Source organism: Micromonospora chokoriensis (assembly GCF_900091505.1).
Taxonomy (GTDB): Bacteria; Actinomycetota; Actinomycetes; order Mycobacteriales; family Micromonosporaceae; genus Micromonospora; species Micromonospora chokoriensis.
In genome coordinates this window covers 2,410,477-2,433,900 of the sequence record NZ_LT607409.1, presented here as the reverse complement: position 1 = coordinate 2,433,900, position 23,424 = coordinate 2,410,477, and the positions used below count along the sequence as shown (strand labels likewise).

Annotated in this window: 25 protein-coding genes; 9 read left to right on the top strand and 16 right to left on the bottom strand. The window is 70.8% G+C overall.

The annotated features are described in order from the left end of the window. Positions 1-17: 17 nt before the first annotated feature. Positions 18-992 (bottom strand): DUF559 domain-containing protein, encoded by a 975-nt coding sequence (locus GA0070612_RS11535; RefSeq protein ID WP_088987905.1) that lies wholly within the window; start codon positions 990-992, stop codon positions 18-20. A gap of 102 nt (positions 993-1,094) precedes the next feature. Further along, the gene (locus GA0070612_RS11530; RefSeq protein WP_088987904.1) at positions 1,095-1,427 is read right to left on the bottom strand and encodes a hypothetical protein; all 333 of its coding nucleotides are present in this window, start codon (positions 1,425-1,427) and stop codon (positions 1,095-1,097) included. 436 nt (positions 1,428-1,863) lie between these two features. Here GA0070612_RS11530 and GA0070612_RS11525 point away from each other — a divergent pair, with 436 nt between their 5' ends. The 3 genes from GA0070612_RS11525 to GA0070612_RS11515 are packed head-to-tail and all read left to right on the top strand — an operon-like array spanning position 1,864 to position 4,063. Continuing rightward, positions 1,864-2,643, top strand: coding sequence for a helix-turn-helix domain-containing protein (locus tag GA0070612_RS11525; RefSeq protein WP_088991418.1), 780 nt, complete (start codon positions 1,864-1,866; stop codon positions 2,641-2,643). Then, positions 2,634-2,822, top strand: a complete 189-nt coding sequence (locus tag GA0070612_RS11520; protein ID WP_088987903.1) for a DUF397 domain-containing protein — start codon at positions 2,634-2,636, stop codon at positions 2,820-2,822. Before GA0070612_RS11525 ends, GA0070612_RS11520 begins: the two co-directional genes overlap by 10 nt. 14 nt (positions 2,823-2,836) lie before the next feature. Beyond that, positions 2,837-4,063: an AI-2E family transporter gene (locus GA0070612_RS11515; protein ID WP_408630542.1), complete on the top strand. Its 1,227-nt coding sequence runs from the start codon at positions 2,837-2,839 to the stop codon at positions 4,061-4,063. A gap of 3 nt (positions 4,064-4,066) precedes the next feature. Here the strand turns inward: GA0070612_RS11515 and GA0070612_RS11510 are convergent, their stop codons facing one another. From GA0070612_RS11510 to GA0070612_RS11480, 7 genes are all read right to left on the bottom strand, one after another. Then, complete coding sequence (locus GA0070612_RS11510) at positions 4,067-4,864, bottom strand: alpha/beta hydrolase (protein ID WP_088987902.1); 798 nt, start codon at positions 4,862-4,864, stop codon at positions 4,067-4,069. A gap of 78 nt (positions 4,865-4,942) precedes the next feature. Beyond that, positions 4,943-5,266 carry a hypothetical protein gene (locus GA0070612_RS11505; protein WP_231640156.1) on the bottom strand — a complete coding sequence of 108 codons (324 nt, stop codon included), beginning with the start codon at positions 5,264-5,266 and terminating at the stop codon, positions 4,943-4,945. 44 nt (positions 5,267-5,310) lie between these two features. After that, positions 5,311-6,366 carry a hypothetical protein gene (locus tag GA0070612_RS11500; protein ID WP_088987901.1) on the bottom strand — a complete coding sequence of 352 codons (1,056 nt, stop codon included), beginning with the start codon at positions 6,364-6,366 and terminating at the stop codon, positions 5,311-5,313. Further along, the gene (locus tag GA0070612_RS11495; RefSeq protein ID WP_088987900.1) at positions 6,363-6,857 is read right to left on the bottom strand and encodes a SigE family RNA polymerase sigma factor; all 495 of its coding nucleotides are present in this window, start codon (positions 6,855-6,857) and stop codon (positions 6,363-6,365) included. The genes GA0070612_RS11500 and GA0070612_RS11495 overlap by 4 nt, the downstream gene beginning before the upstream one ends. Before the next feature lie 39 nt (positions 6,858-6,896). Further along, a complete protein-coding gene (locus GA0070612_RS11490; protein ID WP_408630564.1) occupies positions 6,897-8,642 on the bottom strand; it encodes a 3-hydroxyacyl-CoA dehydrogenase family protein in 1,746 nt (581 codons plus the stop codon). 171 nt (positions 8,643-8,813) lie between these two features. Continuing rightward, positions 8,814-9,884 carry an alpha/beta fold hydrolase gene (locus GA0070612_RS11485; RefSeq protein WP_197699352.1) on the bottom strand — a complete coding sequence of 357 codons (1,071 nt, stop codon included), beginning with the start codon at positions 9,882-9,884 and terminating at the stop codon, positions 8,814-8,816. 72 nt (positions 9,885-9,956) lie between these two features. Then, the gene (locus GA0070612_RS11480; RefSeq protein WP_088987898.1) at positions 9,957-10,373 is read right to left on the bottom strand and encodes an FHA domain-containing protein; all 417 of its coding nucleotides are present in this window, start codon (positions 10,371-10,373) and stop codon (positions 9,957-9,959) included. A 256-nt stretch (positions 10,374-10,629) separates the two neighbouring features. Here GA0070612_RS11480 and GA0070612_RS11475 point away from each other — a divergent pair, with 256 nt between their 5' ends. Next, positions 10,630-12,126, top strand: a complete 1,497-nt coding sequence (locus tag GA0070612_RS11475; protein ID WP_088987897.1) for an aldehyde dehydrogenase family protein — start codon at positions 10,630-10,632, stop codon at positions 12,124-12,126. An 80-nt stretch (positions 12,127-12,206) separates the two neighbouring features. After that, on the top strand, positions 12,207-12,866 hold the full coding sequence (locus GA0070612_RS11470; RefSeq protein WP_088987896.1) for a class I SAM-dependent methyltransferase: 660 nt from the start codon (positions 12,207-12,209) through the stop codon (positions 12,864-12,866). A gap of 8 nt (positions 12,867-12,874) precedes the next feature. On the opposite strand, the gene nucS is transcribed toward GA0070612_RS11470, so the two are convergent. Next, on the bottom strand, positions 12,875-13,534 hold the full coding sequence (gene nucS, locus GA0070612_RS11465; RefSeq protein ID WP_088991415.1) for an endonuclease NucS: 660 nt from the start codon (positions 13,532-13,534) through the stop codon (positions 12,875-12,877). A gap of 71 nt (positions 13,535-13,605) precedes the next feature. Here nucS and GA0070612_RS11460 point away from each other — a divergent pair, with 71 nt between their 5' ends. Then, positions 13,606-14,223, top strand: coding sequence for a DUF4126 domain-containing protein (locus tag GA0070612_RS11460; RefSeq protein WP_088987895.1), 618 nt, complete (start codon positions 13,606-13,608; stop codon positions 14,221-14,223). A gap of 18 nt (positions 14,224-14,241) precedes the next feature. Here GA0070612_RS11460 and GA0070612_RS11455 read toward each other — a convergent pair whose 3' ends face one another. Beyond that, the gene (locus GA0070612_RS11455; RefSeq protein WP_088987894.1) at positions 14,242-16,248 is read right to left on the bottom strand and encodes a protein meaA; all 2,007 of its coding nucleotides are present in this window, start codon (positions 16,246-16,248) and stop codon (positions 14,242-14,244) included. 151 nt (positions 16,249-16,399) lie between these two features. Between GA0070612_RS11455 and GA0070612_RS11450 the strand changes: the two genes are divergently transcribed. Both GA0070612_RS11450 and GA0070612_RS11445 read left to right on the top strand, forming a co-directional pair. Continuing rightward, a complete protein-coding gene (locus tag GA0070612_RS11450; protein ID WP_088987893.1) occupies positions 16,400-17,251 on the top strand; it encodes an ABC transporter ATP-binding protein in 852 nt (283 codons plus the stop codon). After that, on the top strand, positions 17,248-18,093 hold the full coding sequence (locus GA0070612_RS11445) for an ABC transporter permease (protein ID WP_088987892.1): 846 nt from the start codon (positions 17,248-17,250) through the stop codon (positions 18,091-18,093). Before GA0070612_RS11450 ends, GA0070612_RS11445 begins: the two co-directional genes overlap by 4 nt. Before the next feature lie 42 nt (positions 18,094-18,135). On the opposite strand, the gene GA0070612_RS11440 is transcribed toward GA0070612_RS11445, so the two are convergent. Both GA0070612_RS11440 and murA read right to left on the bottom strand, forming a co-directional pair. Beyond that, positions 18,136-18,984, bottom strand: a complete 849-nt coding sequence (locus GA0070612_RS11440; protein WP_088987891.1) for a 3-hydroxyacyl-CoA dehydrogenase family protein — start codon at positions 18,982-18,984, stop codon at positions 18,136-18,138. A gap of 86 nt (positions 18,985-19,070) precedes the next feature. Beyond that, complete coding sequence (gene murA, locus GA0070612_RS11435) at positions 19,071-20,513, bottom strand: UDP-N-acetylglucosamine 1-carboxyvinyltransferase (protein ID WP_088987890.1); 1,443 nt, start codon at positions 20,511-20,513, stop codon at positions 19,071-19,073. Between murA and GA0070612_RS11430 the strand changes: the two genes are divergently transcribed. Beyond that, positions 20,512-21,084: a cob(I)yrinic acid a,c-diamide adenosyltransferase gene (locus GA0070612_RS11430; protein ID WP_088987889.1), complete on the top strand. Its 573-nt coding sequence runs from the start codon at positions 20,512-20,514 to the stop codon at positions 21,082-21,084. The two genes, murA and GA0070612_RS11430, sit on opposite strands and share 2 nt — an antisense overlap. Positions 21,085-21,425: 341 nt before the next feature. On the opposite strand, the gene GA0070612_RS11425 is transcribed toward GA0070612_RS11430, so the two are convergent. The 3 genes from GA0070612_RS11425 to GA0070612_RS11415 form a co-directional block, all read right to left on the bottom strand. Further along, positions 21,426-21,881, bottom strand: coding sequence for a DUF2550 domain-containing protein (locus GA0070612_RS11425; RefSeq protein WP_088987888.1), 456 nt, complete (start codon positions 21,879-21,881; stop codon positions 21,426-21,428). Positions 21,882-21,893: 12 nt separating this feature from the next. Continuing rightward, complete coding sequence (locus tag GA0070612_RS11420; RefSeq protein ID WP_088987887.1) at positions 21,894-22,175, bottom strand: F0F1 ATP synthase subunit epsilon; 282 nt, start codon at positions 22,173-22,175, stop codon at positions 21,894-21,896. An 89-nt stretch (positions 22,176-22,264) separates the two neighbouring features. After that, positions 22,265-23,407: an LCP family protein gene (locus GA0070612_RS11415; protein ID WP_088987886.1), complete on the bottom strand. Its 1,143-nt coding sequence runs from the start codon at positions 23,405-23,407 to the stop codon at positions 22,265-22,267. Positions 23,408-23,424 lie beyond the last annotated feature (17 nt).

Sequence of the window (23,424 nt, the reverse complement as noted above, 5' to 3'; positions counted from 1 at the left end):
CGGAAACTGTCCAAGATTCATATGTGGGTCGGCTTGCGCAGGTCTGGGGTGGGGGTCCAGCCGGCTACGACGAGCGCGCGCCGCACGGTGTCGGCGACCTCGTCGGGGCGGGCTCGGACCAGCCAGGCCGGAAAGCGCAGAATCCGGTCGCCGCTGGTCCACACGTCGTTCTGCCGACGCATGTCGTCCGCCCACTGCCGGGCGTCCATGTGGTGAGCGCCGTCGATCTCGACCTGCACACGCCACTGTCGCCAGTAGGCGTCCAGCCAGCGGTTGCGGCCCGCCGCGTCGACCCGCCGCTCCTGTAGGTCGGGTAGGGGCAGGCGATGCCGCCGGCAGAGGCGCAGGAAGTCGATCTCGGAGAGCGCCTCCGCACCACCGGCGATATCACGGACCGTCTGTTGGATCAGGCGTCGGCGGGGCGCTCGGGGCAGGACGTCGAGCGCCGCCTGCAACTCCTCGGGGAGGACGCGACGCTGCTGACAACCGGCCGCCAGCACCCCCTGCGCCTCGTCCACGCTGACCGCCCATCCCGCCGCGTCGATGAGCGCCCTGGCCGTCGTGGTGCGCGGCGGACGGGCGAGTTGACGGTGCGAGTCCGGCAGCACCGACGTGCGATGCACGAGCACTGCGGGCATGTCGATCGGGAGCCGGCGCAGGGAGGTCCGCGCGGCACGGCGGACGGCCGGCACCAGCACGTGCAGCGGTTCGCGGCGCAGCCCGCGTACCCCCGCTTCGGTGGCGGCAGTTGCCCCGGCCAACATCGCCCCTGGTCCGGCTGCCAGCACCGCCACCCAGAGTTGCTGGTCGCGGCTCAGTCGACCGTTCCCGGTCGAAACGACGCCGCGGCAGATCGACCGCCACCGACCGGAGCGGATCCGCCCACGTACCGTCCCCTCGCTGAGCAAACTGGAGACCTGTGCGGTCGTGAGCACGCCCGCCTGCTCGAAGGCAAGCCAGTCGAGTGCGTCGGCGTCGTCGGCAGGCAACATCCGAACAGCCTTCACGCCGGAAGGCCGCCACTCCACCAGATCTTGGACAGTTGCCGTCCACGCGCAACGGATACTGTCCAAGATCTGCGCGTGGTGCGGCGCCTAGGGTCCGTCCGGGTCGATGACCGGGCGGCGGAACGGGCCCCACGCCACGAAGCGTTCGAACAGCTCCCGGGGTGCCGGCCCGTCGTAGGGATTGAGCTGGTACAGGTCGTGCGCCGCCTCGTGGTAGAGCCCGGCGAGATAGATGGTCAACGCCGCCGGATCGCTGTCGAACTCCGCCTTGAGCAGCAGCCGGGCGTCCGCGCAGGGCCACGGCAGGCCGTCGGCCCGGCAGCACCACATGGGTCGCAGCGGGGTGTGCGGCGTCCGCGCGCCGCAGGGTCGGGGAAACTGGGGGTACGGCCCGAGCCGCGGCTGGGGCAGCCCCGACACCGGGGTACGCGCCCTGCCACCCGAATGCGGACCCGGCGGCGTGCAGCCGGTGGACAACCGCCACACCGGGGTACGCGCTCTGCCACCCACGTGCGGACCGGGCGGCGCGCAGCCGGTGGACCTCCACGTGGGCGACATGACGGTGGCGGGCAGCGACCGGCCGACAGAGCGAGACGTGGGCGTGAGCATGGGGTTGCCTCCTCGACTGGGGCGCGGTCGCGCCGAGGTGAGGGCGGCGGGCCTGCGCGGTGGAAACCGGAGCGGTCCGGGACGAGCCGGTACGTGACAGTCTGCTGATGACACCGCTACGGTCGGAAGGCATCGACGGCTCCGGTGGGGCGACTGCGGTGACGACGTGACCCGCCGGGCCGACCGGTGGAGGCGACCCCCGAACTGCGGAGGCACTGTGGAAGGCGACGCCGCGCCGACAGCCGACATGATCCGTGCCCAGTTGCGCCGGCTACGGACCGCCGCCGGGATGAGCCAGGAGGACTTCGGTCGGCTGGTGCACTACTCCGGCTCGATGGTGTCCGCCCTGGAGCTGGGGCAGCGTCCACTGGACCGCCTCTTCCTGGCCCGCGCCGACGAGGTGCTGACCACCGGTGGTCTGCTCGTCTACCTGCTCAAGCTCGCCGAGCGCGACGGCCAGCCGAGCTGGTTCCGACCCTGGCTGGACGCCGAGCGCAGCGCCCGCCAACTGCGCTGCTTCCAGCCCACGCTCATCCCCGGTCTGCTTCAGACGGAGAACTACGCCCGCGCGGTGATCCGCTGCGATGACCTTCTCAGCGACGACGAGGTGGAACGAAGGGTCCACGCCCGCCTCGACCGCCAGTCGCTGCTGGTCCAGCCGGAACCTCCGCAGTTCGTCGCGGTCGTCGACGAGCTGGTGCTCCGACGCGACGGTGAGGACGTCCAAGCGCTGATGGCCGAGCAGATCACCCACCTCATCGCCAGCGTGGAACGCCCACACATCAGCCTGCACGTCATTCCGGCAGAGACGGGGCTGCACGTCGGCCTGTCGGGACCGTTCAATCTGGCCAGAGGCGCCGACGGTGGTTGGGTGGGGCACATGGAGCACCAGATTGACGGTCTCGTGGTCGATGGTGACCATGAGGTGGCTACGCTGCTGGCGCGCTGGGAGATGATCAGAAATCGCGCTCTCTCCCGCCGCCAGTCGATCGACCTGATGAAGGAAGTTGTGACGGAATGGACCTGACCGGCGCAGACTGGCGTACGTCGAGCCGAAGCGGCAACGGGGAGTGCGTCGAGGTGGCGGACAATCTGCCCGGGGTGGTGGGCGTGCGGGACAGCAAGGACCCGGACGGCCCGGTCCTGGTCTTCGCGCCAGCCGCCTGGCGGGCGTTCGTCGCCGTCGCCGGTCGACCCACCGCCTGACCCGGGAGGTCCTGGTGCCGCAGCGAGGCCCGTCAGCCGGTGACCCGGACAAGCCGGAAGGGCCGACAGACAAGCCGACCGGCCCCCCGGACACACCGGCCGATCCCCCGCCGACCGCGCCGGCCGAGGTGCCGCCTCCGGTGCCGGTCCCCGCGCCGGGGATCGACCCGGACGAGCCACCGGCTGTCCCGTCCGGGAAGTTCGGCACCCCGGGGCGCCCGTTACGTCGCAGCAGCTTCCTGATCGGCTTCACGGGTGCGCTGGGCGTGCTGCTGGCGTACACCCTGTATCTGGGGATTCGCAATGCCGGCGGCATCCTGGTGCTGGTGGTGATCGCGCTCTTCCTGGCGGTCGGTCTCAACCCGGCGGTGGTCCGACTGCGCCGCTGGGGTGTGCCGCACGGCCTGGCGGTGGCGTTCGTGGCGTTGACGGTGGTGCTGCTGCTCTGCGGCGGCGTCGTCGCGCTGGTCCCGCCGATCGTCACCCAGTCGGGGCAGTTCATCGACCAGATTCCCAGCCTGCTCGACGAGCTGCGCCGCAATCCGACGGTCAACGATCTGGTGGAGCGGTACGACGTGGTGGAGCGCGTGCAGGGCGCGGCCAACGCGGAGACTGTCGGCCGGGCGCTGGGCGGGGTGCTCGGTGGGGCCCAACTGATCTTCGGCACGGTGTTCCGGACGCTCACCGTGCTGGTGCTGACAATCTACTTCCTGGCCTACTTCAACAAGCTGCGCGCCCTGGGCTACGCGCTGGTGCCCCGCTCGCGACGGGAGCGGGTGCAGCTGATCGGCGACGAGATCCTGGCCAAGGTGGGCGCCTACATGGTCGGCGCGTTGAGCATCGCGGTCCTGGCCGGGGCGATCACCTTCGTGTTCGCGCTGATCGTCGGGCTGCCGTACCCGTTCGCGTTGGCGGTGGTGGTCGCGGTGACCGACCTGATCCCGCAGATCGGCGCGACCCTGGGCGCGGTGATCGTGAGCCTGGTCGGCTTCGCCGCCGACCTGCCCACCGGCATCGCCTGCGCGGTGTTCTTCCTCGTCTACCAGCAGGCCGAGAACTACCTGATCTACCCGAAGGTGATGCGGCGCTCGGTCGAGGTCAACGAGGTGGCGGCCCTGCTCGCCGCGCTGCTCGGAGTGGCGCTGCTGGGTGTGGTGGGCGCGCTGATCGCCATCCCCACGGTGGCCGCGCTGCAACTGATCCTGCGCGAGGTGGTGCTGCCCCGCCAGGAGAGAGGGTGACCGTCAGTCGCCCGGCTGCGGCACCGGCGTGTCCGCGAACGACGCGACCGTCCGGTCGGCGTACGCGCTGACGTCGCCGGCCTCCATCGGGCCGTCCCAGGTCCTCGGCAGTGGCACCTCGACGGCGGGGTTGACCCGCCGGACGATCTCGTCGAGCACCGTCTCCGCGTCACCGACCCAGAGGTGCTTGGCGCCGGGCACCCCGACCACCTCGGCGTGCGGCACCGCACCGAACCGCTCCCGCGCCTCGGTCGGCCGCAGGTAGTCGTCGAACTCCGGCACGAGCGCCGTCAACGGCCGCTCCGAGGCGGCCCAGGTGGCCAGGTCCTCCGGGGTCGAGAAGCGCAGCGGCGGGGAGAGCAGGATCGCCCCGGCGATCGCCGGGTCGCAACCGTACTTGAGGGCCAGGTCGGTGCCGAACGACCAGCCGACGAGCCAGATGTCGGGCAGCTCGGCGAACTCGGCGTACTCGATGGCGGCGGCCACGTCGTACCGCTCGCCCACCGCACGGTCGAACTCGCCCTCGCTGGTGCCGCGCAGGCTGCTGGTGCCCCGGGTGTTGAACCGCAGCACCGCCAGGTCGGCCAGCGCGGGCAACCGCCAGGCCGCCTTGCGGAAGACGTGGCTGTCCATCATCCCGCCGTGGGTGGGCAGCGGGTGCAGGCAGACCAGGGTGGCCACCGGCGGCCGGTCGGCCGGCAGCGCCAACTCGCCGACCAGCCGCAGACCGTCGGCGGTGTGCAGCTCGATGTTCTCCCGGCGGCCGGGCAGGATCGACGAGGCGCGGATCGCTGTGCTCACCGCCCAAGTCTGTCGCGAAACCGCCGCCGCCGCCCACCCAGGCACGAACAGGGTGATCCAGGTCGCTCAGTGGATCGGTCAGTAGCGCGGCGTGCCCCGGCCGCGCTGCACCGCCGGGCCGCGCCGCTCCCGGGCGCGCCAGCAACCGCTGTGCCAGTGCCGCCGGTCGGTCAGGTCACCCAGGCCGTCCGCCGGCCAGGCCACCAGGTGCGCCACCCCGGGTCGGATCTCCTGGTCACAGCCGGGGCAACGGTACGTCTTGACCGACGCGCCCGCGCCGATCCCGCGTACCTGCCAGGCGCCGTCGGTCCACTGCTGCACCGAGGCGACGCCCTGCCGGACCCGATCGGCGTCCAGGTTGGCGTTCTCGTCCCGGCGAGGGCGATTGCGACGGGGGCTCACAGTCACCAAGCGTACGGTCCGTTCGGCGCGACGGCCCGGGGCGGTCACCAGGTGTCGGGCTGGTCGAGGTGTTCGGCGACCTGCGCCCCGAGGAGCACCGTCGTCGCCTCCGCCTCGCTGAAGCTCCGTTCGTGGTTGAACGCCGCGAACAGTTGGGCCTGCGGGATGTCCAGAAGTTCCAGCCGTGCGCCGGACGGATCGAAGGAGGGATCGTAGTAGGCCGGTCTGCCGCCGATGCTCCGGTTCGCCGGTGGCTTGGCCGTCAGCGCGGTGCCGGCGTACTGGAACTCGACAGACATCCCTCTGAGCTGGTTGTCGGTGACGCGCAGCACCACCGCGTACGCCGCCGGGAAGGTGCCCACGAAACTCGAACAGGCGAAGGTCTCGGCACCGGTCGGCAGGTCGGTCAACCGGACCGGACCGGCGCACCGGTACGCCTGATCGAGCCGCAACGCGGCGGCGGCCTCGTGCAGCGGGCCCTCGTCCGTGCCGGGCACGCTGGCGCCGGCGTACACCCCGGGGGCCGGTTGCCAATAACGTCGCCAGATCGGCACGTTGTCCGGCCCGACGGCGCGGACCACTGTGCCGTCGTAGAGGTTGGCGGCGGGGCCGTCCAACGACGGCATGTTCCAGGCACCGGTGGATCGCAGCACGTCGGCCGAGGTCAGTTCGACGGTGACCGTCCGGCCACCAATGTCGATCTTGGCGGTCTCCTTGCCGCCGCCGACGTTCCACTCCAGGAACCGGGGGCCGCCCGAGGTGAGGCCGATGTGCAGCAGGGCGGGGTCCCTGCCGATCCGGTCGGGCCGTGCCGCCGCACCCGGAGCGCCGTCGACCGACGGCGGCAGGAAGGCGACAGTGGTCTCGGCCAGGCCGGGAGTGACAGTGTGACCGAGGCCGGGCAGGCGACCGGTCGGCCCGACGGCCACACCGGCACCGAGCAGCGCGACCACACCCAGTGTGCAACCGGCGGCGACCCGTCGCCGACGGACCCGGGTACGCCCCCGGCGCACCGAGCCGACCAGCAGTCGGTCCCCGTCCACCGGCCCCTCGGCGTGTTCCCGCAGCGTCAGGACGATCCGCTCGTCGAGGTCTGTCATGGTCGGCTCCCGTTCGTGGTCGGGGCACCGCAGCGCTCCCGCAGGTTGGCGAGCGCCCGCATCGCGTGGGTGCGGACGGTGACCGGCGAGCAGTCCAGGATCTGGGCGATCGTCGTGTCGTCGAGGTCCTCGTAGTAGCGCAGCACCAGCACCGCGCGCTGGCGGTCGGGCAGGTCGAGGATCAGCCGCCACATCTCGTCCCGGTCCGCCGCCTCGCCGCCGAGGTCGCCACGGTGCGGCCGGTCGGCGAAGGTGTCGACGACCAGCTCACGGCTCGACCGGCGACGCCACCAGGAGTTGTTGGCGTTGACCAGCATGCGGCGCACGTACACGTCGGGCCGGTCGGCGCGGGCGATCCGGCGCCACTGCACGTACGCCTGGGACAGCACCTCCTGGGTGAGGTCCTCGGCCCGGTGGGCGTCACCGGTCAGCAACCGGGCGAGCCGGACCAGCGCCGGGCCCCGGCTGCTGACGTACTCCTCGAAGGTCACACCCTGCAGACGCCGTCGGCACCCTCCGGCGTTGACCGGTCAGCGGTGCGAGTGGTCGCGGAAGCCTCGGCGGGTCTTGCGGCCCAGGTAGCCGGCGGTGACCAGGTGTTCCAACAGCGGCGCGGGCGCGAAGCCGGGCTCGCGCAGCTCCAGGTAAAGCTCGCGCTGGATGGCCAGCGAAACGTCCAACCCGACCACGTCGAGCAGCTCGAACGGGCCCATCGGGTAGCCGCAGCCCAGCTTCATGGCGTGGTCGATGTCGTCGGCCGTCGAGTAGCTGGCCTCCAACATCTTCACCGCGTCGTTCAGGTACGGGAAGAGCAGCGCGTTGACGATGAACCCGGACCGGTCGCCGCAGACCACGCCGGTCTTGCCGAGCGCGGCGCAGACCGCGCGGGCGGTGGCGGTGGTCTCCGGTGAGGTGCGGATGGTGCGGACCACCTCGACCAGCGGCATGACCGGCGCCGGGTTGAAGAAGTGCAGCCCCACCACGTCGGCCGGCCGCTGGGTGGCCATCGCCACGTCGATCACCGGCAGCGAGGAGGTGGTGGTCGCCAGCACGACGCCCGGCTTGCAGATCTCGTCGAGGCTCGCGAAGAGGGCCTTCTTGACGCTCAACTCCTCGACCACCGCCTCGACCACCAGGTCGACGTCGGCGAGGTGGTCCAGCGTGGCCGACCAGGTGATCCGGCCGAGCGCGGCGTCCCGGTCGTCCTCGGTGAGCCTGCCCCGCACCACGCCCTTGTTCAGCGAGGTCTTCACGGCCTCGCAGACCGTCGCGGACTTCTCCACGCCACGGGTCACCGAGACGACCTCGTAGCCGGCCTTCGCGAAGACCTCGATGATCCCGGTGGCCATCGTCCCGGAACCCACAATGCCGATCTTGGTGATGGCGCGCGTGCCGCCGGCGACCGCGGTGTCCGTGGCCAGCGGCGTCGTCTCATCGGGTACGACCTTCGGCGAGCCGGGCCGCTCGTAGGTGTAGAAACCCCGACCCGACTTCCGGCCGAGCAGCCCTGCCGTCACCATCTGCTTGAGCAGTGGCACCGGGGCGTGTCGGCGGTCCCGGCCACCGCGCCGGTACATGGTGTCCAGGATCTCGTACGCGGTGTCCAGACCGATCAGGTCCATCAGCGCCAGCGGGCCCATCGGCAGGCCGCAGCCGAGCTTCATGGCGGCGTCGATGTCCTCCCGCGTCGCGTAGTGCGACTCGACCATGCCGACCGCGTGGTTGAGGTAACCGAAGAGCAGCGCGTTCGCGATGAAGCCGGCCCGGTCGTTGATGGTGACGTCGACCTTGCCGAGCCGGGCGCAGAGCGCCTCGACGTCGGCGACCACCTCGGGCGAGGTGACGACGGTGCGGACCACCTCGACCAGCTTCATCACCGGCGCCGGGTTGAAGAAGTGGATGCCGATCACCTGGTTGGGCCGGCTGGTGGCCACCGAGATCTCGGTGACGCTCAGCGAGGAGGTGTTGGTGGCGAGGATGGTCTCCGGCCGACAGACCCGGTCCAGCTCCGCGAAGATCCGCTGCTTGAGGTCCAGGTGCTCGGGCACCGCCTCGATGACCAGGTCGACGGAGTGCAGGGCGTTCAGCCCGACCGCGAAGTGCACCCGCTCGTGCAGGGCGTCGCGGTCCGCCGCGGCGAGCTTGCCCTTGGCCACCGCCCGGTCGGTGGAGCCGGTGAGGGTGGCCCGGCCGCGCTCCAGCGCCGGCTCGGAGATCTCCACGGCCACGACGTCGATGCCGTTGCGGGCGAAGACCTCGACGATGCCGGCACCCATGGTGCCCAGCCCCACCACGCCCACGGTGCTGAAATCGCGCGCCACGACCGGCCTCCCCAGAGACTCCGCACGGCCACTGAACGGCCGCTAAGGTTATGCGCGCGAGTCTGCCACGTGACGATGGGTTGTCGAGACGCCGTGGCATATTTCACCCACGGCGCAGCCGCCCGCCTAGGTGGTCGCCGTGCTGGTCAGGGCGAGCAGCTCCGCGACGAACTCCGTCGGACGTTCCAGGTGCGGGCTGTGCCCACAGCCGGGCAACACCACCTCGTGGTACGCCCCACCTTCCGCCGCGTACCGCTCCAGCACCGCGCGGGTCTGTCCGACCATCGGCTGCGGAGGACAGACCTCCTCGCCCGGCCAGCCGGGCACCACACCCAGCGAACCCAGGTACGCCAGGTCGAACAGTGAGGTGTCCGAGACGATGACGTCGGCGTCTCCGCGTACCCAGGCGATCGGGGGTTTCTCGGCGACGGCCACCAGGTCGTCGGCGACCCGGAACCAGGTCGGCGCGAGCGCGTTGAGCACGCCACGCTCCCCCGGCGCGGTGCCGGGCCAGTTGTCCGAGGGCACCGCCGTGCCCGGGTAGTTGTCGTCCCCGGTGGCGGTGGAGAGCACGGTGTCCAGCAGCAGGTCCTCGTCAGCGCCGAGCGAGGCGGGATCGGCCACATAGGTGGCTCGCAGCACGCCGCGGGGGCTGGCCGGCGCGTCCACGCCCCGGTCGCCGGCCGCGAGCCGGGCGACGAAGTCCTGATTGGCGGTGCCGGCGCCGGTGCCGGCGAAGTCGGGGGTGGTCGGCGTGCCGATCAGGTCACGGGTGCCGCCGAACCCGTACGGGGAGACGGGCGCTGCGAGCAGCAGCGCGCCCACCCGGTGCGGATGGTCGACCAGCAGGCGCATCGCCACTCCGCCACCGAGGGAGTGCCCGACCACCACCGGGCGGGCGTCGGCCGCGAAGAGCGTTCTGTCGTCCAGCAGAGCGGCCACGTCGTCGGTGAAGTCCCGCAGGCCCCGGGTGGCGTCCACCGGGGCGGTCGCGGAGTCGCCGTACCCGCGCAGGTCGGGGGCGACCACCCGCTGCGTCGGTGGCAGGCGGCGGACCAGCGGTTCCCAGAACAGCGCGGACGAGCAGTTGCCGTGGATCAGCAGCACCGGAGTGCCGTCGGTCGGGCCGGCCACGCGTACCGCCTGGGTGATGCCGTTCGCCGTCACGATCCGCTGCTCGGTCTCCATCCGCGGCATGCTGCCACGCTCGACCCCGACGATCCAGGTGTCCGACAACCATCCGGGGAGCGCCCCGGGTGTGGGCGGCGCTTACCGTCGCGTGCCCGGCGGCGTCGCCAACGGCAGCGGCAGCGTCGGTCGGACGTCGCGCCGGGACGGGCCGAAGCTGAGACCCACCGGATCGGTGAGCGCCACTCCGGGATCGAACAGGCGCAGCTCGGTACGGCCCAACCGGATCACGTCGCCGTCGGAGAGCAACTCCACCTGGGTGATCCGACGGTCGTTGAGCCAGGTGCCGTTGGTCGAACCCAGGTCCCGCAGGGACAGGCCCTCCGGGGCCAGCCACACCTCGGCGTGGCGGCGACTCAGGTGCGGGTCGTTGATGACCACGTGACCGGTCGGCGCGCGACCGATCACCTGCGGTTCGGTTCGCACTCGGAAGCTCGCCCCGCGCATCGGCCCACCCGCGACCGTCAACAGCGGCATCAGTTCCGGATGTTCCTCCATGGACAGTCAGCCCTCCACCCCACACCGTTACTCCGCGCGTCAGCCTGCCACCAGACGGTAATCGTCAATACCGACCGGCCGGTCAGCCTCTCGTCACCTCCCGGCCACCTGCCGTTCGACGATTCGGGCGAAAGGTTTTCGACACCACTGCCCTGACCTGCACTGATCAACGATCGGTCCGGGCTGCGCGACTCCCGTCGGGACTCCTCGAATCGCCAGCTACCAGCGAGTAATTTTCGGGTCTAGACTGCCGCACATGACGGCTGTGCATGTCCCGGGCATCCCGATCATCGAGGCGGGTCAACTGGTGTCGACCAGCCCGGCCACCGGCGTCGAGGCCGGTCGCCTCCCCGTCGCCACCGACGCCGACGTGCGCCAGGCCGTCGACCGCGCCCGCGTCGCCGGCGAGTGGTGGGCCGGGCTCGGCTTCACCGGCCGCCGCGACCGGCTGCTGCGGTGGCGTGCCCTGCTCGCCAAGCGGATCGAGCAGTTGGCCGAGATCGTACATGTCGAGGGCGGCAAGCCGGTCGCCGACGCGATCGTCGAGATCGTCACCGCGATCGAGCACATCGACTGGGCCGCCCGCAACGCCGCCCGTGTGCTCGGCCCGCGCCGGGTGCGCTCCCGGCTCATCCTCGCCGAGTTCTCCGGGCACCTGGAATACCAGCCGCACGGCGTCATCGGCGTGATCGGGCCGTGGAACTATCCCGTCTTCACGCCGATCGGCTCCGCCGCGTACGCCCTCGCGGCCGGCAACGCGGTGGTGCTCAAGCCGAGCGAGTACACGCCCGTCGTCGGCCAGTGGCTGGTGGACAGCTTCGCCGAGGTGGTGCCCGAGCAGCCGGTGTTCACCGCCGTGCACGGTCTCGGCGACGTCGGTGCCGCGCTGTGCCGCTCCCGGGTCGACAAGCTGGCCTTCACCGGGTCCACCGCGACCGCCCGGAAGGTCATGGCCGCCTGCGCCGAGACGCTGACCCCGGTGCTGATCGAGGGCGGCGGCAAGGACGCCATGATCGTCGACGGCGACGCCGACCTGGACGCCGCCGCCGAGGCGTGCGTCTGGGGCGGCATGACCAACGCGGGGCAGACCTGCATCGGCATCGAGCGGGTGTACGCGGTCGACTCCGTCTTCGACACCTTCGTCGACAAGGTGGTGACCCGCGCCGGTCGGCTGACCGTCGGAGGAGAGGGCGCCGACATCGGCCCGATCACGATGCCGAAGCAGATCGACGTGATCCGCCGGCACATCGACTCCGCCATCGCCTCCGGCGGGCGTGCCGCACTCGGCGGTCCGACCGCGGTGCAGCCGCCGTACGTCCACCCGACAGTGCTCGTGGACGTCCCGGAGGATTCCGCCGCCGTCCAGGAGGAGACCTTCGGCCCCACGTTGACCATCAACCGGGTCCGCGACGCCGACGAGGCCGTCACACGCGCCAACGCCCTGCCGTACGGCCTGGGTGGTTCGGTCTTCGGCCGACGGCGCGCGGTGGCCATCGCGCGGCGGCTGCGCTCCGGAATGGCCTCGGTCAACTCCACCCTGACCTTCGCGGGCATGTCCACCCTGCCGTTCGGCGGGGTGGGTGACTCCGGCTTCGGGCGGATCCACGGCGAGGACGGGCTGCGCGAGTTCGGCCGGGCCAAGGCGATCACCCGACGTCGCGCCCGGTCGCTGCTGCCGTCGATGACCTTCGAACGGACGCCGACGGACATGGCCCGACTCGTCAAGGCGATCAAGGTGATGTACGGCAGGTGATTGTCGGATAACCGATCTTCAGCGAAGATCGGCGTATCCACATGTTTATGAGGCGTGGCTACGGCGGTACATTGCGTTAAATGGGCCCCAATCGATTGCGCTACCGCCTTGTCGACAGTGACCAGTCGTGGAGCGCCCGTCGCCGTCGGCACCGCTCCGACTGGCTGGCCCGCACCTTCCCCGACCTCGGGGACATGCACGTCGTCGATCTCGGCGGCCGGCTCGGCACCTGGCAACGCGCCACCGTCCGGCCGGCCCGGGTGACGGTCGTCAACCTGGAGCAGCCCCCGTCCGTGGTTCCGGACTGGGCCCACGTCGAACAGGCCGACGCCTGCGACCTGCCGGAGCACGTCACCAGGGGCAGCTACGACATGGTCTTCTCGAACTCGGTGCTGGAGCACGTGGGCGGGCACGAACGCCGGTTGCGGTTCGCCGCCTCCGTCCGCTCGCTGGCCGACCGGCACTGGGTGCAGACGCCGTACCGCTACTTCCCCATCGAGCCACACTGGATCGCGCCGGGAATGCAGTTCCTACCGGTACGACTGCGCACCGCGCTCGCCCGACGCTGGCCGCTGGGGCACAAGCCGACGCCCAGCCACGACGCCGCCATCCACCAGGTGCTCTGGACCGAGTTGCTGGACCGCTCGCAGATGCGCCACTACTTCCCCGACTCGACGATGCTCGTCGAGCGGGTCTTCGGCCTGCCCAAGTCGCTGATCGCGGTGCGCACCGGCAGCTGAGCAGCCGATCAGAACAGCGTCAGCTCGTCCTTCTCGATGCCCCGCAGCTTGTCGTAGTCCACGACCACGCACCGGATGCCCCGGTCGGTGGCGAGCACCCGGGCCTGCGGCTTGATCTCCTGCGCGGCGAAGACCCCGGCGACCGGGCTGAGCAGCGGGTCACGGTTCATCAACTCGAGATAGCGGGTCAACTGCTCCACGCCGTCGATGTCGCCGCGCCGCTTGACCTCGACGGCGACGGCACCGGAGTTGGCATCCCGGCACAGCAGGTCGACCGGGCCGATCGCCGTCATGTACTCGCGGCGGACCAGCGTGAACCCCTCCCCCAGCGTTTCGGGGTTGGCGGCCAACAGCTCCTGCAGGTGCGCCTCCACCCCGTCCTTGCGCAGGCCCGGGTCCACACCCAGCTCGTACGAGGTGTCCTGGAAGATCTCCTCCAGGGTGATCCGCAACTCCTCGCCGGCCTTGTTGACGACCCGCCACACACCGGGGGCCTCCTCCAACCGGCACGGCGGGCTCATCCAGTTCAACGGCTTGTACGCCCGGTCGTCGGCATGGATCGACACCGACCCGTCCGCCTTCACCATCAGCAACCGGGTGGCCGGCGGCAGGTGAGCCGAGAGCCGTCCGACGTAGTCCACCGAGCACTTCGCAATGACCAACCGCACCCGACGAGGGTAGCCGAGCACCCGCCGGTCGCCAGCGAGCGGCACTGGCGCGTCGATGCGATGCTGAGACCGTGTTCGAAGTTCTCACCGGCACCGGTCTCGCCGCCTCGGCAGGGCTGAACGCCTACATACCCCTGCTCATCCTCGGTCTCCTCGGCCGCTACACCGACCTGATCGACCTGCCCAGCGGCTGGACCTGGCTCGGCAACGGCTGGGTCATCCTCATCATGGCCGTGCTGCTGGCAGTGGAGATGGTGGCGGACAAGGTGCCCGTCGTCGACCACGTCAACGACGTGGTGCAGACGGTGGTCCGCCCGACAGCCGGCGGCCTGGCCTTCGGCGCCGGCTCCTCGTCCGAGACGGTGACGGTCAGCGACCCGGGAAGCTTCTTCTCGACCCACCAGTGGGTGCCGGTCGTCACCGGCGTCCTGCTGGCGCTGGGCGTGCACCTGCTCAAGTCCGCGGCGCGACCCGTCGTCAACGCCACCACCGCCGGCTTCGGCGCCCCGGTGGCGAGCACCGCCGAGGACGCGACGAGCGTGGTGGTCTCCCTGGCGGCGGTCCTCCTGCCGGTGTTGGTGCTCGTCTTCCTGGTCGGCCTGGCGTTCTTCGTCTACTGGTTCTTCCGCCGGCGCTCCGGTCGCCGACGGGAACGGGACGCGGCCCGCGCCGCCGGGTTCCGCGTCTGACGTCCCGGGCGCGGCCGGTCAGGGCAGGTCGTTGGCGCGACGGATGACCGTCACCAGGTCGTCGATGATGTCGGTGAGGGCGAAGTCCTTCGGGGTGAACACCCGGGCCACCCCGGCGGCCCGGAGGGTGTCCGCGTCGCCGGCCGGGATGATGCCGCCCACCACCACCGGCAGGTCCGCCCGGCCGGCGGCGCGCAGCCCGTCGAGCACCGCGGGCACGGCGGCCAGGTGCGACCCGGAGAGCACCGACAGCCCGACCAGGTCGACGTCCTCCTCGACGGCGGCGGCGACGATCTGCGCGGCGGTCAGCCGGATGCCCTGGTAGACGACCTCGAAACCGGCGTCGCGGGCGCGTACCGCGATCTGCTCCGCGCCGTTGGAGTGCCCGTCCAGGCCGGGTTTGCCGACCAGCAGCCGCAACCGGCCGCTGCCCAGCTCGCGGGCGGTGGCGGTGACCCGCTCCCGGACTGCCGCGAGCCCCGGGTCGCCGCCGCTGCCGGCGGCGCCGGCCAGGCCGGTCGGTGCGCGGTACTCGCCGAAGACCTGACGCAGCGCGCCGGCCCACTCGCCGGTGGTCACCCCGGCCCGCACACAGTCCAGGGTCGCCGGCATCAGGTTGGCGGTGCTCGCGGCGTCCGCGCGGAGCCGGGCGAGCGCCGCGTCCACGGCCGCGCCGTCCCGATCGGCACGCCATCGGCGTACGCGGTCGACGGCGGCTGCCTCGACGGCCGGGTCGACCTGCTCGACGGCGTCCGCGCCGGCGGCGGTGAGCGGGGACGGTTCGGTCTCGGCGTAGCGGTTGACCCCGACCACCACGTCGGCGCCGGACTCCATCCGGCGGCGGCGCGAGGCCAGCGAGGCGACCAGGGCGCTCTTGAGGTAGCCGGTCTCCACGGCGGCGACCACGCCACCCAGTTCGAGGACCTTGTCCAGCTCGACCCGCGCCCCGGTGACGATCTCGTCGACCAGGGCGGTCATCACGTGCGAGCCGGCGAAGAGGTCGGGGTATTCGAGCAGGTCCGACTCGTACGCCAGGACCTGCTGCATCCGTAGCGACCACTGCTGGTCCCACGGGCGGGGCAGGCCGAGCGCCTCGTTCCAGGCGGGCAGTTGCACGGCGCGGGCCCGCGCGTCGCGGGACATCGTGACGCCGAGCATCTCCAGCACGATGCGCTGGATGTTGTTCTCCGGCTGCGCCTCGGTGAGGCCGAGCGAGTTGACCTGCACCCCGTAGCGGAACCGCCGTTGGCGGGCCTCGCTGACCCCGTACCGGTCCCGGGTGATCTCGTCCCAGAGCACGCCGAACGCGCGCATCTTGGCGATCTCCTCGACGAAACGCACCCCGGCGTTGACGAAGAACGACACCCGCTGCACGACGTCGCCCATCCGTTCGGCGGGCACCTGACCTGCGTCGCGGACCGCGTCGAGCACGGCGACCGCGGTGGCCAGCGCGAAGCCGACCTCCTGCACGGGCGTGGCGCCGGCCTCCTGGAGGTGGTACGAGCAGATGTTGACCGGGTTCCAGCGCGGCATCTCCCGCAGCGTGTACGCCACCACGTCGGCGGTGAGCCGCAGCGACGCGGCCGGCGGGAAGATGTACGTCCCCCGGGACAGGTACTCCTTGATGATGTCGTTCTGTGTGGTGCCCGCGCAGCGGGTCAACTCGGCGTCCTGCTCCGACGCCACACCGGCGTAGAGGGCGAGCAACCACATCGCCGGGGCGTTGATGGTCATCGAGGTGTTCATCTCGGCGAGCGGGATGCCGTCGAACAGCGCCCGCATGTCGTCGAGGTGGGCCACCGGCACGCCGACCCGCCCGACCTCGCCGGAGGCGAGTTCGTGGTCCGGGTCGTACCCGGTCTGGGTGGGCAGGTCGAAGGCGACCGAGAGGCCGGTCTGCCCCTTCGCCAGGTTGCGGCGGAAGAGGGCGTTGGTCGCGGTCGCCGACGAGTGGCCGGCGTAGGTGCGCATCACCCACGGGCGGTCCCGCTCGGGCAGTCGCCCCGGAAATGCCGTCTCGTCCATGGCCGGAGTTTAAGTTACCGACCAGTAAAAAGGGCTGTGGAAAACCACACAGGTCCATGTCGGGGACGTCCGGGCGCGAAGTACCCGCAGTGGCGCGGATCGCCACACCCCGGGCACGACCTCGGCCGGGTCAGGACGCACACTGGACGGCATGGATGACGAGCTGGCCATCTCCGTCCGAGGGTTACGCAAGGCCTACGGCGACAACGTGGCGGTGGCGGGCGTGGACCTCGACGTGCACCGCGGCGAGGTGTTCGCGTTGCTCGGCCCGAACGGCGCCGGCAAGACCACCACGGTGGAGATCCTGGAGGGTTACCGGCGGCGGGACGCCGGCGAGGTCTCCGTGCTCGGCGCGGACCCGGCGAACCCCGACGCGAGTTGGCGCTCCCGCGTCGGCATCGTGCTCCAGGGCACCGGCGAGTTCGACGAGCTGACCGTGGCCGAGGTCGTCCGGCACTTCTCGGGCTTCTACCCGGGCGCCGACGACCCGGACAAGGTGATCGAGCGGGTCGGGCTGGCCGGCAAGGCCACCGCCCGTACGCACACCCTCTCCGGCGGGCAGAAGCGCCGCCTGGACGTGGCGCTCGGCATCATCGGCCGCCCCGAACTGCTCTTCCTCGACGAGCCGACCACGGGCTTCGACCCGGAGGCCCGGCGCGAGTTCTGGGACCTGATCCGCGACCTCGCCGCCGCCGGCACCACCATCGTGCTCACCACGCACTACCTGGACGAGGCGGAGGCACTCGCCGACCGGGTCGGTGTGATCGCCGGCGGGCGGGTGGTCGAGGTGGCCGCCCCGAACCAGCTCGGCAACCGGCAGGAGGCCCTCGCGACGGTCTCCTGGCGTACCCCCGACGGGGCGCTGGAGAGCGTGCAGAGCGCGACGCCGACGGCAGTGGTCGCCGACCTGGCCGCGCGTCACGGCGGCGAGGTCCCCGGGCTCACCGTGACCCGGCCGACCCTGGAGGACGTCTACCTCACCATGATCGGACACGGACGATGACGACCACGACGAAGCCGGCGGCGCCGGTCGCCGCGACCCCCGGCCGACGGCCCAGCGCCGGCGCGCTCGCAGTGCGCCAGGGCCGGCTGGAGATCACCCAGTTCCTGCGCAGCCGGGAGTCCGTGGTCTTCACGATGGGCTTCCCCATCATCATGATCCTGATCTTCGCGTCGATCTTCGACGGGACGATCGGCGGCGGGGTCAAGTTCACCCAGTACTTCATCACCGGCATGATCGCGACCGGCCTGATGACGGTGAGCTTCCAGAACCTCGGCATCTGGATCCCGATCGAGCGGGACCGGGGGGTGCTCAAGCGGTACCGGGGCACGCCGATGCCGAAGTGGGTCTGGTTCGCCGGCAAGGTGATCATGGTGGTGGCGATCGGCATCGCCGAGACCGTGCTGCTGCTGGCCGTCGCGGTGGCGCTGTTCGACCTCGACCTGCCGGGCACCGCCGGCAGGTGGTTCACCTTCGGTTGGGTCGCCGTGCTCGGCGTGACGGCGTGCACCCTGTGCGGCATCGCCATCTCGTCGCTGGCCCGCACCGCGCGCAGCGGTTCCGCCGTGGTCACCCCGGTCGCCCTGGTGCTCCAGTTCATCTCCGGGGTGTTCTTCGTCTTCACCGACCTGCCCACCTGGATGCAGCAGGTCGCGGCGCTGTTCCCGCTCAAGTGGATGTGCCAGGGGCTGCGCGCGGTCTTCCTGCCGGAGAGCTTCGGCGCGCAGGAGCCGGGCGGCTCGTTCGAGCTGGGACGGGTCGCGCTGGTGCTGGCCCTGTGGTGCGTGATCGGCGTGGTGCTCTGCCTGACCACCTTCCGCTGGACCACCAAACGCGATGGCTGAGCGGCCGACCGGGGCGGACGCCCGCCCCGGTCGCGCCACCTCTCAGTACGTGTAGAAACCCTTGCCGGTCTTGCGGCCCAGGTCGCCGGCCGTGACCATCCGCTGGAGCAGCTCCGGCGGGAAGAACTTCTCGTCGGCCGTGTCGGTGTAGATGTTCTTCGAGGCGTGCAGCAGCACGTCCACGCCGGTCAGGTCGGTGGTGGCGAGCGGGCCCATCGCGTGCCCGAAGCCCAGGCGGCAGGCCGTGTCCAGGTCCTCCGCCGACACCACGCCGGACTCCACCAGCTTGACGGCCTCCATCACCAGCGCGGAGATCAACCGGGTGGTGACGAAGCCGGCGATGTCCCGGTTGACCACCACGACCGTCTTGCCGATCTCCTCGGCGAAGGCCCGTGCGGTGTCCAGCGTGGCGTCGCTGGTCTTGTAACCGCGGACCAGCTCGCAGAGCTGCATCATCGGCACCGGGGAGAAGAAGTGGGTGCCGACGACCGCCTCGGGACGCTCGGTCACCGCGGCGATCTGGGTCACCGGGATGGCCGACGTGTTGGTGGCGAGCACCGCGTCCGACTTGCAGATCTTGTCCAGGGCGCGGAACACCTCGTGCTTGATCTCCAGCCGCTCGAAGACCGCCTCGACCACGATGTCCGCGTCGGCCGCCGCCTCCAGGTCGGTGGTCGGGGTGATCCGGGCCAGGGTCGCCTCGACCTCGGACGCCTCGATCCTGCCCTTCTCGGCGAACTTCTCCAACGACTTCCGGATGCCGCCGAGCCCTCGGGTGGTGGCCGCGTCGTCCAGGTCGCGCAGCGTCACCTGCCAGCCCGCCTGCGCCGCCACCTGGGCGATGCCGGAACCCATCAGCCCAGCCCCGACGACCGCGAGTCGACCCGCCATCTACTTCTCCCTCGCTGCGATTGAGTGCCTCACTGCACCCTAGTCCGCGAGCCTGAACGATGGCTAAGTGGCGTGGTGGGGCGGCGTCAGATCTCCAGCGACGGCTCTTCCGGCGTGGTGCCCCGTTCGACCGCCACCCCGAGCGCGCGCAGGTCGGCCACGAAGTCCGGGTAGCCCCTGTCGACGTGGTGCACGTGCGAGACCTCGGTGACCCCCTCAGCGCAGAGACCGGCGATGATCAGCCCGGCGCCGGCGCGGATGTCGGTGGCCCGTACCGGGGCGCCGGAGAGACGGTCCCGCCCACGGACCACAGCGTGGTGCCCGTCGGTCTTGATGTCCGCACCGAGCCGCATCATCTCGTTGGCGAACATGAACCGGCCGTCGAAGATGTTCTCGGTGATCAGGGAGGCGCCGTCGCTGACCGCCGCCAGCCCGATCGCCATCGGCAGCAGGTCGGTGGCGAAGCCGGGGTACGGCAGGGTCACCACGTCCACAGCGCGGGGCCGGTCGTCCATCCGTACCCGGAAGCCGTCCCCCCGGGTCTCCACCAGGCCGCCGGCCGCCACCACCTTGTCCAGCGCGACCTCCAGGTACGCCGGGTCCAGCCCGGTCACCGTCACGTCCCCCCGGGTCATCGCCGCCCCGAACGCCCAGGTGCCCGCGACGATCCGATCCCCCACCGTGGCGTGTCGGACCGGACGTAGACCGGGAACACCGGTGATCCGCAACGTGGACGTGCCCGCACCGGCGATCCGCGCGCCCATCTGGTTGAGCATCGTGCAGATGTCGACGATCTCCGGCTCCCGGGCCGCGTTGTCGATCATCGTGGTGCCCTGGGCCAGCACGGCCGCCATCACCAGGTTCTCGGTCGCGCCGACGCTGGGGAAGTCCAACACGATGTCCGCACCGCGCAACCCGTGCGGAGCGGACGCGATGACGAACCCGTGCTCACCGGAGATCTCCGCGCCCATCCGGGTCAGACCGGAGATGTGCATGTCCAGCCCACGGGACCCGATGGCGTCCCCGCCGGGGTGCGCCACCCGCACGTACCCCCGACGGGCCAGCAGCGGCCCGAGCACGCAGATCGACGCACGCAACCGCCGGACCAGGTCGTAGTCGGCGTCGGCGCCCGGCTGCTCGGGCACGTCGATGGTCACCGAACGGGACCGGGCGATCCCACCCTGCGCGACCATCGGATCGACCGGGTCGTCCGCGTCGAACTGGACGCCACAGCCCAGCCGACGCAGCACCTCCCCCATGATCGCGATGTCGGTGATCCGCGGCACGTTCGTGATCACGCTGCGGCCGGGCGCGAGCAGCGCGGCGGCCATCAGCTTCAACGCCGAGTTCTTGGCGCCGACGACGTGCACGGTGCCGGCCAACCGGGCGTTACCGTGCACCCGGATGACGTCGACGTCGTTGACCGCCGGGTCGCCCGCGTCGCCGGGGCCCACCACCACCGGCCAACTGGGACTGTTGTCCGGCCGCGCCGGGATTGTCAGGTCGGGAATCCGTAGGCTGTGCGTCATGGCCGTCCACCTCACGCGCATCTACACCAAGGCCGGCGACGCCGGCATGACCAGGCTGAGCAACAACGAGCAGGTGCCGAAGACCGATCCGCGCATCGCCGCGTACGCGGATGTCGACGAGTGCAACGCGGCGATCGGCGTCGCGATCGCGCTGGGCCACCTCGACGAGGAACTGCGGGGCGTACTGGCGTCGGTGCAGAACGACCTGTTCGACGTCGGCGCCGACCTGTCCACCCCCGTCGAGCCGGAGCCGAAGTACCCACCGCTGCGGGTGACCGAGGAGTACGTCGAGCGCCTGGAGGGCTGGTGCGACGAGTACAACGCACGCCTGAGCAAGCTCGACTCCTTCATCCTCCCGGGCGGCACCGCCGGCGCGGCACTGCTGCACGTGGCACGGACCATCGCCCGGCGAGCCGAACGGGCGGCCTGGGCGCTGGTCAGCCACGATCCGGATCGGACCAGCACGCTCCCGGCAAAGTATCTCAACCGGCTCTCCGATCTGCTCTTTATCCTGTCAAGAACGGCAAATCCGGCTGGAGACGTGCTATGGGTGCCGGGCGGCAAGCGCTGAACGTCGGCGCTGCGCACCACGTCGAGGTGTGGGTTCCCAATCTCGGGGCCGCCACGCGTCCTTTCGCTGAGACCCCGCCTTCACGCACCGCACCGATGCAGATCTTGGACAGTTTCCGTCTCGGCGAGACGGAAACTGTCCAAGATCTACGAGGTCAGCCCACGTGGTCGGCGGGAAACGCGCCGGAACGACGAACCGCGCCCCCGGAGGGTTTCCGGGGGCGCTGTTCGTCGTTCGGCGGAGGGATCACGCCTGACCGGCCGGAGCCGGGTGGGTTCCCCCGGGAGACCCGTAGCGCGATCACAGACCACGGGTGGGCCTGGAGAGCGACTTGGACGGCCTCAGGCGGCCGGCCAGTCCTGGGAGGCCATACGCGGCGAGACCGCCCCCGGAGGGGCGGCCTCGAGCCAGGAGAGAAAGCCGGTAACCGTCGATCGCGCCATGGCGATCTCCACCGGTGCGTGGTGACTGGTACAGCGGAGGATCACCCAGTCGGCCGGCATGGAGAGCCGTTCCTGACCTTCGGGCAACCGTCGACGCTCCACCGCCAACCCTTTGCGCGACAGCACCCGCTTGGGGCGGATCGCGAAGCTGAACATCCGGTACCACCGCAGCTCGTCACCGACGAAGCGGCCGAAACCGGGCGACCAGCCGCGACCGTCGAGTACGGTGGTGACCCGGACGCTGAGCCGGATGATGCCACCGCTACGGGTGACCAGAGCTCGCCGGACGAAGAGGATCAGAAGCGCGACGAGGATGACGACAACGCCGATCCCGAATCCCTCGACGATCTCCATCCCCGGTCTGACTCAGCGGCTCTGCGCGGAAACCGGGGTTGCGCTCTCGGCCAGCACGGTGACACCGTCGGCGCTCACCGAGAGGAAACCGCCGGCAACCTCGTAGGAGACCTGCTCGCCACCAGCGAGCTTGATGCGCACCTGGCCGGGCTCGGCGAGCTGGCCGAGCAGCGGTGCGTGGCCCGGCAGGACACCGAGCTCGCCCTCGGTCGTCCGGGCGACGACCATCTCGGCCTCACCCGACCAGACCTTCTCCTCGACGGCGACGAGCTCGACGTGAAGCTGCTGTGCCACGCTGTCTCCTTGCTGCGGCTACGGATTGCCAAAAGTCTAGCCTGACGCTGGGGCGCGCCCCACGCGGGTGGGGGACATCGGCGTCACGACTACTTCGCCTTGTTCACGAATTCGGGGTGCTCCAGCAGGAACGGATCGAGCTGCTCGTTGTGCAGCGCGGTGAAGAAGTCCGGGACCCCCTCCTGGAACTGCTCCCCCAGGTACCTCTTGCCGTCGTACACCCCACCACCCGGAAGCTTGATCATCTCGATGGTGTTCGGGCGGATGTCCTTCAGGGCGAGCCCGAAGTCGACCACGCTGTTGCCCCGACCGTTGAAGATCAACGACTGACCGGCGGCGCGGAGCACCTTGTCCAGCTTGACCGGGTTGGACACCACGTCGGCGCTGAACGCCTGGCCGACCATCGCCTTGACGAACTGCTGCTGGTGACGCTGCCGGCCGTAGTCCGAGTCGGGAACGCCGTTCTTCGGGTAACGCTGCCGCACGTAGTCCAGCGCCTGCCAGCCACTCAGGTGCTGGTTGCCCTTCTTGTAGAGCGCCTGCGGGCCGATGTAGCCCTCACCGCGGGGGTTGCCGGGGCGCGCCGTGCCGTCCGGCTGCTTGTGCTCCGACCGCACGTCCCGCTCGATGTACATGGTGACGCCGCCCATGGCGTCGACGATCTTCTGAAAACCGCTGAAGTTGATGATCGCGCCGGCGTCGAAGCGCTTGATGCCCGTCACGTTCTGCACGGTGGTCGCCAGCAACTCGAAGCCCCGGGCCGCGTCGGGGTTCGCCCCCGGGACCTTGCTGCCGTGCGACATGGCAGCGTTGATCTTCGTGGTCTCGCCCAGGAACTCGGCCTTCTTGAACGGCGGGATGCGCACGTAGAGGTCCCGAGGCACCGAGAACAGGTAGGCGCGGTCCATCGACGCCGGCACGTGCAGCACCATGATCGAGTCTGCCAGTGGCGCCGCCGTCGGCGAACGCGGGTCGATGCCGACCAGCAGGATGTTGAGCGGTCCCTTGATCTCGCTCTTCTTCGCCTGGGCACCCGCCGCCTGGTCGCCGAACAGGTCCGCCTTGCCGACGGCACCCTCGTAGCGCGCCATGAGCACCTCGGTGCCGACCAGGACGGCCCCACTGAGCACCGTCAGCACGGTGCCGAACACCGTGCAGATCTTGGCCCAACGCGGCACACCCCGCCATACGGACGACCTGCGGCCACTCTTGCCGGCCTTACCCACGAGCATCTCCGTTCGTTACGCCC